The organism is Luteimonas sp. A277 (assembly GCF_054052045.1).
Genome location: NZ_JBSVRG010000006.1, coordinates 36,068 through 48,561 on the forward strand (window position 1 = coordinate 36,068; position 12,494 = coordinate 48,561).

Consider the following 12,494-nt stretch of genomic DNA (forward strand, 5'->3'; position numbering starts at 1 on the left):
GGCCTGCTGGTGCCGTGGCGCACGGGGCTGCTGCCGGCGGGTGCTGACGCATGGCTAGGAAGCCATGCCGCGATCACTCATGCACGTCGGCCAGATCGGTCGGCATCAGCTGCCGGTAGTGCAGCACCGTCAGGATTTCCACCTGTGTATGCGTCACGCGGTAGATCAAGCGATAGGGGCGTTCAAGTAACTCCCGCACTTCGACGGGCCGATAGCGCTCCAACCGCTTGCCCATCGCCGGCAACTCGCCCAGTTCCAGCGCGCGACGCGCCAGCTGGAGCGCCACCGACGACGCCACGTCTGGCGCGTGTTCTTTCAGGTAGGTCTGGATCTCCAGCAGCCGGGCTTGCGCGCCCGGCGTCCAGTAAACCCTCACGCGGCCAATTCAAGCTGCCGAAGCACGTCCTCGGCGGCAATGAGCTGCCCTGCATCGGCCTGGTCGATGCCCTTCTCGATCGCCCGGTGCAAGGCGGCCTGATAGATCAGGTCCTCCCAACTGGCATCGTCGGGCAGGTCGTCTACCAACTGGTGGGCCTGCTGTTTGAACACGGCAGCCATGGGAATGTCTCTTGCAAGGGAGGTCCCGAACATCTTAGCCCCCGACCGTCCAGGCTGTCCTGTTCGTCCCCAGGCAGGGGTTCAGCCCGCCGCAGCCGCCCTCGTCCACCCACCGCCAGTCGGACATCGGACGGATACGAAGGAGATGGACGGCATTCCCGCCATCCTCGACGCGGGCGGGGTGCTGCAGCTTCCGGCGTATTACCTACCAGATCAGTGTGTCTGCGGAAGAGACGGTTATGGCAACAGCCGGCGCGCCAGCCGCAATCCCAATCCCGACCAGCGGCCTGCATGGTGCGCCAACGCTTCGCGGATCACGGGTTCGCTACCGGAAACACGCAGTTCGCTTCGCGCGCGGGTGAGGCCGGTGTACACCAGCTCCCGCGACAACACGCGGTTGAAGCGCTCCGGTAGCACCAGCCACACCTCATCAAACTCACTGCCCTGCGCCTTGTGCACTGTCATCGCGAACGCGCTGTCATGCGCCGGCAGCGCTGCGGGGTGGAACGGTCGCGGGTTGCTCGGGTCGTCGCCCGGGAACCAGGCCATCAACGTCCCGCTGTCATCGCGCAGGCAGATGCCGATGTCGCCGTTGAACAGGCGGTGGCGGTAGCTGTTTTCGGTGATCAGCAGCAGGCGGCCGTGGAAGTAACGGCTGCCGGTTGATGCCGGGCCGGCACCGCGCCTGGTACCAGCGAGAATTTCTTCGATACGGGCGTTGAGGCCGCGTGCTCCGTGCGGGCCTTCGCGTACGGCGGTGAGGATGCGCAGGCGGTTGGCGTTGGCGAGGGCTTCGGCGGGGGTGGTGGCTTCGGCGAGCGAGGTCCAGTGGGCGAGGAGGTGGTCGCGGTGGGTTTGCAGCGGGTCGGCGTTGCCTTCGTGGAAGTGGACGCCGGAGAGGGTGCCGCTGCGGAGGAGTGAGAGGGCGGTGTCGCTGTCGCCTTCGCGGACGGCGGTGGCCAGGGGGGCGAGGTCGAGGGTGGAGCTCTGGCGGTAACCGCGGGTGAGGTGGATGTGGTGGGCGGGGAAGGTGGCGCTGGCGGCGGATGGGGCGGGGGCTTCGCGGCCACGGGCCGCTCCTACAACGGCGGCACCGGCGGCGGCGAGGATGCCGGTTAGGACGTCGCCGGCTTCGACGGAGGGGAGCTGGTCGGGGTCGCCGAGCAGGACCAGGCGGGCGCCGTCGGGCACGGCTTCGACCAGCTTGGCCATCAGCGGCAGGTCGATCATGGAGGCTTCGTCCACCACCACCACGTCGAGCAGCAGGGGGTTGTCGGCGTGGTGCCGGAAGGTGGGGCTGTCGGGAATGGTGCCGAGCAGGCGGTGCAGGGTGGTGCCGGTGGTGGGCAGGTGGGCGCATAACGCCGTGTCGACGCCCAAGGCGGTCAGCGCCTGCACGGCGTTGCGCACGCTCTCGGCCATGCGTTCGGCGGCGCGACCGGTGGGCGCGGTCAGGGCGATGCGCGGCGGGGCGGTGCCGGCTTGCAGTGCCTGCGCCACCAGCAGCACCAGCATGCGGGTGATGGTCGTGGTCTTGCCGGTGCCGGGGCCGCCGGTGACCAGCAGCAGGCTGTGGTGGAGGGCGGCAGCGGCGGCGCGGGATTGCAGGTCTTCGCCGGTGGCGGCGTCGGGGAAGAGCTGGGCAAAAAGGGGCGCGAGGTTCGCCGGGACCTCGGCTTCCGCAGTTTGGGCCTGGGGCTCGGGCTGCACCTGGGGCTGGGCTGGAGCCTGGGTCTGCTCCCAGTCGTCAGTCGCCGCGCCAAAATGCGGCACGGCGCTGCCGATCCGGCGCAGGCCTTCGGCCAGGCGGCGCTCGTACTCGCGGTAGCGGCGCAGGTAGACCAGGCCGTGCTCGAACACGAGCGGGGCGTCGGCGGCGGATTCGGTATCGCCGGCCTCGGGGCAGGCGACCCAGCGCGAGGATTCCAGCGCTTGGCGCCAGGCGTCGGGTGTGGGCCAGTCGATGGGCTCTTCCACCAGGCGCTGCGGGTCGGCCGGGTCGAAGCCGGCATGGCCGGCGGCGACGGCCAGCGAGGCCAGGGCAGCGGCGGCCAGCACGGCATCCGGCGTGTCCGGATCCAGCCGGCGCAGGCTGTGCGCCAGCGCCTGGTCCAATGGGCGCAGCGCGCCGGATTTCACGAGTGCGTTCAACAGGCTCATGCCACCGCCTCGCTGGTTTCGCCGGCGAACAGGGCATCGAGCGCGTGGACGAGGTCGGGATCGAAGCGCCAAGCCTGGATGCCCTTCGCTGCCTGCGCGCCCTGCACGGACTGCCCTCCCCCTTCCTGCCCACCCTTCGCGCCCTTCGCTTCTTCGCGAGACCCCTCCACCCCGCGACAAAACACATAGCGCGCCCCCCCAAAATCGCGCCCGTACTCGTACCCGTCGCCCAAACGGAAGCGCAGCCAGCGGTGCAGGGCGAGGGTGTAAATCAGCGCTTGCAGGTGGTATTCGCTGTGCGCCATCGCCTCCTCCAGCTGCGCGGGGGCGTAGCCGGGCAGGCGGTTGGATTTGTAGTCGAGCACGTACCAGCGGCCCTCATGCACGTAGGTGAGATCGATGAGGCCGGTCATCAGGCCTTCCAGCCTGCGGCGCATGCCAAAGCCCTGCCGCGCGGTGAGCAGGCCGTGGCGATGCAGCAGGGAGAGCAGCGCATCGACGCGGGTGGGCGCGAGGGCGAACTGGAACTCGATCTCCGGGCGGCGGTTCTCCTCGGGCACGGCCGCGAGCGTGATTCCTTCCGGCAGGGGAACTGTGAAGGTGTGGCCGATCATGGGCACGATCGCGGCCACGCCGTCGTCCATGTCGGCTTCGGCATAGCCGCCCTTGCCCAGGGCATCGGTGATCTTCTTGCGCTCGCCCTCCGGGGCCTCGTCGCCGGGGCGCCAGGCGTGCCAGGCGGCGAAGTCGGCGTTTTCGAACACCTCGTGCAGCACCACGCCGAAGCGGGCGCCGCCAAAGCGCGGGTCGATCTCGGCGGCATCGGCCGCTGCTTCCGCGGTTTCTTCCGGCTCGTCGCGGCCACCGGCGGCCGGCTGGGTGGCGGCAGTGGAGAGGTCGTGGCCGGCGTCGGCGTTGGCCAGCTGGGTGAAGCTGTAGACCCACCAGTCGCTGGCGAGCGTGCGCTGCGCGGTGCGGGCGGCGGGCACTTCTTCAACGGTTTCGGGGCCAAGCCAGGGCAGCTGCGCGGGTGGCGTCGCGGCGTCGATGGCAATGGCATCCGGCGCACGCGCGGCCAGCGCTTCCGGGTCGGACACCATGGTCCACAGCGGCGACTGCTGGTGGCAATAGAACATGCCCGTCGCCAGCCACAGCGCGTCACGGGTGCGGGTCAGGCCGACGTAGAGCAGGCGCGCGTCTTCGGCGCGTTCGCTGCGCTTCCAGGCTTCAGCGGCTTCCTTCCAGCCGCTGTGCTCTTCCTGCAGCTTCCAGTGCAGCACACGACCGTCATCGCCGTGCACGGTCACCTTGCGGCCGGGGCTGCGGGCCATGCCGCCGATGCCGACGTAGGGCAGGAACACCAGCGGGTATTCCAGGCCCTTGCTCTTGTGCAGGGTGACCACCTGCACGCGGCGGGCGTCGGATTCCAGCCGCAGCTGCTGGGCTTCATCATCCGCGCTGGCCTCGGCGATGGCGCGGGCCAGCCAGTCGAGCAGGCCGTGCAGGCCCAGGGCGTTGCGCTGGGCTTCCTGCAATTGCTCGGCCAGCTGCAGGTAGTTGGTGAGACGGCGCTCGCCGTCCATCAGGCCGAGCAGGCGCGGGGCGTTGTTGGCGCACAGCTCGCCTATCAACGCCAGCGGGCCGCCGCGCTGCAGGCGCTCGCGCCAGGCCAGGGCTTCCAGCTGCTTTTGCTGCAGGGTGGCGCCTTCGGCATCGAGCACAGCGATGGCGTGCGCGTCCTCGCCCACCAACACGGTGGCCAGCGCGGCGCGCAGGCGGCGGTCGTCGGCACCGTGCACCAGCGCCTGCAGCAGGGTGTGCAGCTCGCGCGCTTCCGGGGTGGCGAACAGGCTCTGCTTGCCTGCGGCCACCGCCGGGATGCCCACCGCGGCCAGGGCGTCGCGGATCTGGATGGCTTCGCCGTGCTTGCGCACCAGCACGGCGATGTCGCCGGGCCGCACCGGCTCGGCGTTGATGGTGGCGCGCCCTTCGCGGGCATCGGTGAGCACGCCGTGGATCGCGGCCACGCAGGCCTGGGTGGCGAGTTCGCGCGATTGCGGAGAGCTGTGGGGTTTCAGGTTGCCGCTGCGGTCTGTCTCCGTTGGCTGCGGCGCCCGCCACAGGGTGAGCGCCGGCGCGGGCGCGCCATTGCGCTGGTATTCGGCGTCATCGCGCGCCCCGCCGGGCTGCACCGGGTGGAACTGGATGCGCGGATCGATGAAAGGCGGGGCGATGTTGTCCCGGTCGGCTTCGTGTGCGGTCTGCGCCTGGCTGTAGAGCGCTTCGATGCTGCCGAGCACGGCGGGACGCGAGCGGAAGTTGTGCGACAGCGGCGGCGCCATCTCCGCGGTTTCGCGCGCGGCCAGGTAGGTCTCCACGTCACCACCGCGGAAGCCGTAGATGGCCTGCTTGGGATCGCCGATCAAAAATAGCGCCGAGTCCGGGCTGCCCGCGCCAAACACGCGGCTGAAGATCTGCCACTGACGCGGGTCGGTGTCCTGGAACTCGTCCACCAGGGCGATGCGGTACTGCTCTCGCAGGCGTGCAGCCAGCGCGTCGGCATGTTCGCCTTCAAGCGCTTCGGCTACGCGATCAATCAGGTCGTCATAGGTCAGCACCCGCACCTGCTGCTTGTGGCGAAGCATGCGGCGGCGGGCGTCATCGCGCAGGCGATGCAGCAGGGCCACCTGGCGCGCTTCGCGCAGGCGATCGACCTCGGCCAGCGCGGTGGCGTACTCCGCCACCGCATCACACAGCGGCGAATCCGGGGTGCGCCCTGCGCCGGCCTTGCTGGTGCGCTTGAGCAGGGTGTCGCGGTGCAGCTGCTCCAGCTTGTCGTGGTGGAAGCGGGAGCCGGGTTCGTCGCGCTCGCACCAGCGAGCCAGCTGGGCGAACAGCTCCTGGATCCATTCGGCCTTGTAGCTGCCGCCATGCAGCACCTTGCCTTCCACCGCGCGCAGCAGTTCATCGCGGAAACCGTCGCCATGGCTGCGCGCGGCTTCGGCGAAGACCTGCGCGGCGGCCTGCAGCATCGGGCCCGGATCGGGCAGCGAGGCCGGCGGCGGGGGCAGCAGTACTGCTTCGCGCACCAATGGGGAAAGATCCTTGGCCAGCGCATCGGGGCCCTGCGGCCACAGTGCGTACAGGTCGTCGACGCTGGCGGCATCCACCGCGTGCGAGCGCCACAGGTCGGCGGCAATGCCGGCGCGCAGTTCTGCATCGCTGGCCAGCAGCTCGGGCGGATCGAAGCCCTGTCCGCTTTCCAGCGCGTGCTCGCGCAGCACCCGGGCGCAGAAGCCGTGGATGGTGAAGATGGCGGCCATGTCGATGTCGTTCGCAGCCGTACGCAGGCGGCGACGGACGGCGGTGGCCGATTCACCGCTGCGCTCGATGTACGCGTTGATCAGCGTGCGCATCAGGCCGGCCTCGGGCGAGGCGTCCATGGGCAGGCCAGCGGCCACTTCGGCGGCCAGCACCAGGCGCTGGCGCACCCGCGCGCGCAGCTCCTGGGTGGCGGCTTCGGTAAAGGTCACCGCGAGGATCTGGCCGACGCCCAAGCTGCGCTCCAGCACCAGCCGCGCCAGCAGGGTCGCCAGGGTGAAGGTCTTGCCGGTGCCGGCCGAGGCCTCAATAGCGTAGACGCCTTCAAGCGGCTGGGTCAGGTACGGATCCTGCGACGCGCTCACTCGCTGTCCTCCGGTTCAAAACGTTCGGCCAGGCCGTGGAGCGCGTCGGGGTCGAGGCCGCCATGGACCTTGCCATCGCGCAGGGCCAGGAACACCAGCAGGGCGGCATCGACGAAGCGCTGCAGGGTGTCCTGATCGGCAAAGGGGTCGCAGCCGCGCAAGGCCTGGCGCAGTGCATCGCCATGACCTTCAGCGAAACCTCCGCCGCTGCCGTGCCATTGGCTGCGCGCGGCCTTTACCCCGCGTTCCAGGCTCTCGGCGCCGCTGTAGAGCGCCCAGCCACTGTAAGGCGCGTATGGCAGCGGTTCGCGCAGGCCCTGTGCACGCAGCGCAAGAAGCTCGCGCAGGGCATTACGTGCGTCGACCGTCGACAGCTCCGGACGCTCGAACGGGCCAGGACCCGCACGACCGCCGTCGAAGAATTCCACCAGCGGCAGATTGATACCGGCTGCGCGCGCCAGCAGCCAGTCCAGCCCGCTGCGGATCACGCTCGGTCCGTTGAGCTTGCCGAAGCGCATGCGCGCGATGCCGTGCGGGTATGCATCCTGGATGCGCCCGTGCACACGCACGCCGTCGATCTCCACTTCAGCCAGCACCGATCCGGGCTCCGAATCCCCACGCCACTGCGAGAACGCGTCCAGCCACGGCGCCAGCAGTTCGCGCTGGTCGGCCAGCACCCGGCGCCCGGACGCTCCCGACGGCAGCAGGCCTCGGGCCCGCAGCGAGGCGTGGATGGCGGCATCGTCGTGACCGCGCAGCAGTTCGTCGAACAGTTCGCGCTGCAGCACGCTGCGCTCCAGCCCGCCGCCGGGCGCGGCCAGCGGCTCAAGGTCGTCGCCGTGCTCTTCGATTTCGATCAGCCGCATGCCCATGCGGGCGAGCAGCTCTTCGGCCGGGTGCAGCAGGAAGCGCCGCAGCGCACTGATCGACAGCTCCGGCTCGGCCTCGCCCGGCGCGAACGGATCGCCCACGAACCACGGCGGCAGCGACACCCGCCGGTCGGCCGCGCCCGCTGCGGCCTGCTGCCAGCGGGCGTGATACGAGAAGCGGCGCGGCTCGTTGGTCGAGCCAAAGGCTTCCGGCGAGAACGGCTGCAGCGGATGCTGCACCACCAGCGCATCGGCCACCTTTTCTTCCGTATCCGATGCGTGCTGGCCGACGGCGGCATCGATCAGCTCCGACACCAGCACCGACGGCTCGCGCCGGCTGCCATCGCGCGGGTCGGCGCCCTGCCAGCTGACGTAGAACACGTCCTGGGCGGCGGTGAACAGCTGCAGGAACAGAAAGCGGTCGTCATCGCGGGTGGAGCGGTCGCCGGCCCGGCGCTTGTCGGTGCCGAGCTCCGCGGTGAGGCGGTTGAGGCCGGGCGCGGCATCACGGCGCGGGAATTCGGCGTCGTTCATGCCCAGCACGCAGATCACCCGGAACGGCAGCAGCCGCATCGGCACCATGCGCGCAATGCTGACGCCGCCGGTGAGCAGCGGCGCGCGCACGTCGGCCTCGGCCAGCACGGCGCCGAAGTGGGCGCGCACGGCTTCGGCAGGCACCGGCGCATCGAAGTCGGCGCGCTCCGCTGTCTTGGCAAACTCGTCCACCAGGGTGCGCAGCCGGTCCAGCGCGCGCTGGCTGGCCGGGCTGGCGGGCGGCTTGGGCAGCAGCGCTTCGAGCAGTTCCAGCAGGCGTTCGCGCCACTGCGCCGGCGGCATCGCCTCGCCCAGCACCCTGGCGTAGCGGGCCAGCACGCGCAGCAGGCGGACCAGGGTATCGAGCGCGTCCAGCGCGCTGCCTTCAAGGTCCGGCAGCGGGGCCACGAGGCGGCCGTCGTTCGCGCGAATCAGCGCATCGCTGCCGCTGGCGTGGCCGAGCAGCAGGCGATCGAGGGCGAAGGCCCAGGTGTAGGCGTCATCCTCGGGCGCGTCGAAGCGGGCGCGGTGGGCGCCATCCAGGCCCCAGCGCGCGCCGGCGGCCTCCAGCCAGGCCTGCAGGCGCTCGATCGCGGGCGCATCCAGGTTGTTGGCCTCGGCCAGCGCGGGGCTGGCCAGCAGGTCCAGCGTTTCGTGCAGGCCAAAGCGCGACACCGGCAGCGCCAGCAGGCGCACGAACACTTCGGCCAGCGGTTCGTTGGCCAGCGGGCTGGCGTCGGCCAGTGCATAGGGGATGGCTTGTCCAGAAGCAGCTTCCCCACGACCACCGAACACCGCTTCCAGGTACGGAAGGTAGGGATCGATGTCCGGCGCCAGCACCGCGACCTCGCGCGGCTGCAGGGGCGGGTCGAAGCGCTCATCATCGAACAGCGAGCGCAGCTGGTCGCGCAGCACCTGCAGTTCGCGCAGGCGGGTGTGGCAGGCGTGCAGCTGCAGGCTGGGGTCGGTGCGGTCCACCGCCTCGCGCAGCGGCCAGCCGGGCGCGCCGCGACGGTGATACAGGTCCGACTGCAGCCGCCGCAGCAGGCTGCCGTGCAGCGCGCCGCCGCCCTGGCCCGGGTCGGCATGGGCGTGGATTTCCGCCGATGCGTGGATCACCTCGTAGTTGCCGACCAGGCGCATGAAGTCGACGCCCGCCGCGCCCCAGGCGCGCAGCAGAGGGGTTTCATCTTCGGCCAGCAGTCCGCTGCCGTCTTCCAGCCAGGCCGCTTCCGGCAGCGCGCGCACCCGCTGCAGGTCGCCCCAGTAGTCCTGCACCGGCGAAGGCACGAAGCAGTGCAGGGTGCCGGCGCGAGCCTGGGTGGCGATCACCCGCAGCACGTCGGGCGAGACGTTGAGGGTGGCGAAGGCCAGCAGCCGCGAGGGCAGGCCGTTGGGCAGCGGCCGCTCCGCGCCTTCGAAGCGATCGAGGTACTGCTGGATGCGGCGCGCGCGATGATTGTGCCCGCGCGCGATCCGGCGCCACAGGATGGCCTGCGGATCATCCGGATCGGCGCCGCCTTCCCAGCGCAGCAGCCAGTCGCGGCGCCAGGCCTGGTACTTGCCGAACACCTGCGCCAGCTCGCCGGCCAGCGACCAGGCACGCAGCGGATCATTGCCCTGCACGTGGGCGGCGATCGCCGCCATGGCCGGCTTGGCCAGCAGCGCGGGATCGGTCAGTGCGGCGTACAGCGGCCAATGCAGGGTTTCGGGATCCAGCTCGTCCTCACTGGGGCCGAGGTTGGCCTTCAGCGCATTGCCAAGGAACTCGCCCGGGGTGAGGAACTCGATGTTGGCCGCCACGCCGTGGCGCGCGGCCAGGGTGGCCTGCAGCCAGCGGCGCATGGCCACCTGCGGGATCAGCACGATATCCGGCGCCAGCGGCGACGCGCCGGGCGCGGGCGTGCGCAGGATGTCGGCCAGGACCCCCGCCAGCACCTCCAGCGAATTGGAGTGGTACAGGCGGAAGTCGGGCGCAGGAGGCGTGGTCATGGATGCGGCCATTGTGCCGGACGCCAATCGCAATTCCGGAGACAGCGGTTTTATGTAGGAGCGCGCCATGCGCGCGAAGCCGCGTGAATCATGTTTCGCGGGGAGGAGTCGGGCGGTTCGCCATGACCGACGCCCCCGCGGCATGGCCAGGTGTCGCGCGGTTTCGCGCGCATGGCGCGCTCCTACGCGAGGGTTAGGATGGTCCCGGACGTACTTGGCGCAACAGGAGCAGAAGCATGTTCGATCTTTCAGGACAGGTGGCGCTGGTCACCGGCGGCGCGGCTGGCATCGGCCAGGGCATTGCCACGGTACTGGCCAAGGCCGGGGCGAAGGTGGTGGTGGCCGACATCGACGCGGACGCCGGCGCGGCTACGGCGAATGACATCGGCGGCGTGTTCAAGCCGCTGGACGTGACCGACCAGGCGCGGGTGCAGGCGGTGGTGGCGGAGATTGTGGAGGAGTTCGGCCAGCTCGACATCCTCGCCTCCAACGCCGGCATCTTCCCCCAGGCCACGCTCGAGGACATGACCGAGGCCGACTGGGACCACATGCAGGCGGTCAACGTCAAAAGCATGTTCTTCGTGGTGCAGGCGGCGCTGAAGGCGATGGCGCCGCGCGGCTACGGGCGGGTGGTGATCACCTCGTCGATCACCGGGCCGATCACAGGCTTCCCCGGCTGGAGCCACTACGGCGCGAGCAAGGCGGCGCAGCTGGGCTTCATGCGTAGCGCGGCGCTGGAATACGCCAACCGCGGCATCACGGTGAACGCGGTGCAGCCCGGCAACATCCTCACCGCGGGACTGAAGGCGCAGGGCGAGGCCTACCTGGACCAGCAGCGCGCGATCATCCCCACCCATACGCTGGGCACGCCGGAGGACATCGGCCACGCGGTGGCGTTCCTGGCATCGCGCGAGGCGGCGTTCATCACCGGCCAGACGATCATCGTCGACGGCGGGCAGATCCTGCCGGAATCGCCCGAAGCGTTGCTGTAGCGCAGTCGCGGCGCGACGCTCCGTCCCGCCCGGCGGGACGGAGGTTGCTGTACTGGCCGGTACAATACGGGCCCTGCGTTCAGTAACCATCTGCAATCCTGCGCGGTCAACCGCGCTGCACACACCGGCCTGCCAAATGCCCGAGAACTCCGACATCGCCGTGCGCCTCTCCGGTGTCCGCCTTGACCGCGGGCCGCGCACGATCCTGTCCGATATCGACTTGGCCGTGCCGCGCGGCAGCATCACCGCGGTGCTGGGGCCGTCAGGCTGCGGCAAGTCGACCCTGCTGGCGGCGATGACCGGTGAACTGCCGATTTCCGCGGGCAGCATCGAGGTGCTGGGCCAGCAGGTGCCGCGCAAGCAGCGCCCGCTGCTGGAGCTGCGCAAAGGCATTGGCATGCTGCTGCAGAACAATGGCCTGCTGACCGACCTGACCGCGGCCGAGAACATCGCCCTGCCCCTGCAGACCCACACGAAGCTGGCCGGCCCGGTGCTGGAACGGCTGGTGGAAATGAAGCTGCACGCGGTGGGCCTGCGCACGGCGGGGCACCTGTATCCGCGTGAGCTGTCCGGCGGCATGGCCCGGCGCGTTGCCCTGGCCAGGGCGCTGGCGCTGGATCCGCCGCTGATGCTGTACGACGAGCCGCTGACCGGGCTGGACCCGATCGCGATCGGGGTGATCATCGGACTGATCGCGCGCTTGAACAGCACCCTGGGCCTGACCAGCATCGTGGTCACCCACCACGTGCGCGAAAGCCTGTCGATCGCCGACCGGGCGGTGGTGCTGGCCAACGGCGGGATCGTGTTCAACGGTACGCCGGCCGAGCTGCACGAAACTGCCGACCCGCTGGTGCGCCAGTTCCTGGACGGCCGGCCGGATGGTCCCATCGCCTTTGACACCGCACCGCGGGAAAGGGTCGCCTGATGCCGTTCGCAGAAGCCACACGTTCCGTCGGCCGCGCGGGCCTGTTCTCGCTGTCGGTACTTCGCGCGTCGAAGCCGACCGCGGATTTCTTCGCCGAGCTGGTGCGCGAGATCTACAAGATCGGCGGCCGCTCGCTGCCGATCATCGCCGTGGGCGGCGCCTTCGTCGGCCTGTCGCTGACCCTGCTCGCCTTCCGCGGGCTGGAGACCTTCGGCGCCACCAACCAGGTCAGCATCCTGATTGGCCTGGGCCTGTACCGCGAGCTGGCGCCGGTGCTGACCGCGCTGCTGTTCGTGGGCCGGGCGGGCTCGTCCATCGCCGCCGAGCTGGGGCTGATGCGGGCCACCGACCAGATCACCGCGCTGGGGCTGATGGCGATCGACCCCGTGGCCAAGACCGTGGCCCCGCGGTTCTGGGCGGCGGTGATCACGGTGCCGCTGCTGACCGGGTTCTTCTGCAGCTTCGCGATTGCCACCAGCTGGTTCCAGGGCGTGCAGGTGCTGGGCATCGACTCGGGCATGTTCTGGCAGCAGATGCAGGACGCGGTGGATTTCCGCAACGATTTCGTCAACGCCTTCATCAAGTCCGCCGTGTTCGGCGGCACCGCGGCGCTGGTGGCCTCGTACGTGGGCTACCACGCCGAGCCGACCATCGAGGGCACCTCGGTGGCCACCACCCGCGCGGTGGTGAACGCCTCGCTGCTGGTGCTGATGTTCAACTTCGCCCTGTCCGCCTTCCTGTTCTGATGTCCCAAATTCTTATGTCCCATATGGAGACA

Annotated in this window: 8 protein-coding genes; 3 read left to right on the forward strand and 5 right to left on the reverse strand. The window is 70.1% G+C overall.

The window, feature by feature from the left end:
• Positions 1–73 precede the first annotated feature (73 nt).
• The 5 genes from ACW7G2_RS07175 to recC form a co-directional block, all read right to left on the reverse strand.
• On the reverse strand, positions 74–376 hold the full coding sequence (locus ACW7G2_RS07175) for a type II toxin-antitoxin system RelE/ParE family toxin (RefSeq protein ID WP_456974204.1): 303 nt from the start codon (positions 374–376) through the stop codon (positions 74–76).
• Positions 373–558 carry a hypothetical protein gene (locus ACW7G2_RS07180; protein ID WP_456974206.1) on the reverse strand — a complete coding sequence of 62 codons (186 nt, stop codon included), beginning with the start codon at positions 556–558 and terminating at the stop codon, positions 373–375. The genes ACW7G2_RS07175 and ACW7G2_RS07180 overlap by 4 nt, the downstream gene beginning before the upstream one ends.
• A 237-nt stretch (positions 559–795) precedes the next feature.
• Positions 796–2,718, reverse strand: coding sequence for an exodeoxyribonuclease V subunit alpha (gene recD, locus ACW7G2_RS07185; protein ID WP_456974208.1), 1,923 nt, complete (start codon positions 2,716–2,718; stop codon positions 796–798).
• Positions 2,715–6,404 carry an exodeoxyribonuclease V subunit beta gene (gene recB, locus ACW7G2_RS07190; RefSeq protein ID WP_456974210.1) on the reverse strand — a complete coding sequence of 1,230 codons (3,690 nt, stop codon included), beginning with the start codon at positions 6,402–6,404 and terminating at the stop codon, positions 2,715–2,717. Before recB ends, recD begins: the two co-directional genes overlap by 4 nt.
• Entirely contained in the window at positions 6,401–9,799 is a 3,399-nt protein-coding gene (gene recC / locus ACW7G2_RS07195; protein WP_456974212.1) for an exodeoxyribonuclease V subunit gamma, read from the reverse strand. The genes recB and recC overlap by 4 nt, the downstream gene beginning before the upstream one ends.
• Before the next feature lie 236 nt (positions 9,800–10,035).
• Here recC and fabG point away from each other — a divergent pair, with 236 nt between their 5' ends.
• From fabG to ACW7G2_RS07210, 3 genes are all read left to right on the forward strand, one after another.
• Positions 10,036–10,791 carry a 3-oxoacyl-ACP reductase FabG gene (fabG, locus tag ACW7G2_RS07200; RefSeq protein ID WP_456974214.1) on the forward strand — a complete coding sequence of 252 codons (756 nt, stop codon included), beginning with the start codon at positions 10,036–10,038 and terminating at the stop codon, positions 10,789–10,791.
• A gap of 136 nt (positions 10,792–10,927) precedes the next feature.
• Entirely contained in the window at positions 10,928–11,716 is a 789-nt protein-coding gene (locus ACW7G2_RS07205) for an ABC transporter ATP-binding protein (protein WP_456974216.1), read from the forward strand.
• Positions 11,716–12,462, forward strand: coding sequence for an MlaE family lipid ABC transporter permease subunit (locus tag ACW7G2_RS07210; protein WP_456974218.1), 747 nt, complete (start codon positions 11,716–11,718; stop codon positions 12,460–12,462). Before ACW7G2_RS07205 ends, ACW7G2_RS07210 begins: the two co-directional genes overlap by 1 nt.
• The last annotated feature ends 32 nt before the right edge of the window (positions 12,463–12,494 follow it).

What these genes read in the sequence shown, in the direction of transcription:
- ACW7G2_RS07180 (WP_456974206.1), bottom strand. Translation starts at nt 558, where the DNA reads ATGGCTGCCGTGTTCAAACAGCAGGCCCACCAGTTGGTAGACGACCTG.
- recD (WP_456974208.1), bottom strand. Translation starts at nt 2,718, where the DNA reads ATGAGCCTGTTGAACGCACTCGTGAAATCCGGCGCGCTGCGCCCATTG.
- recC (WP_456974212.1), bottom strand. Translation starts at nt 9,799, where the DNA reads ATGACCACGCCTCCTGCGCCCGACTTCCGCCTGTACCACTCCAATTCG.
- fabG (WP_456974214.1), top strand. Translation starts at nt 10,036, where the DNA reads ATGTTCGATCTTTCAGGACAGGTGGCGCTGGTCACCGGCGGCGCGGCT.
- ACW7G2_RS07205 (WP_456974216.1), top strand. Translation starts at nt 10,928, where the DNA reads ATGCCCGAGAACTCCGACATCGCCGTGCGCCTCTCCGGTGTCCGCCTT.
- ACW7G2_RS07210 (WP_456974218.1), top strand. Translation starts at nt 11,716, where the DNA reads ATGCCGTTCGCAGAAGCCACACGTTCCGTCGGCCGCGCGGGCCTGTTC.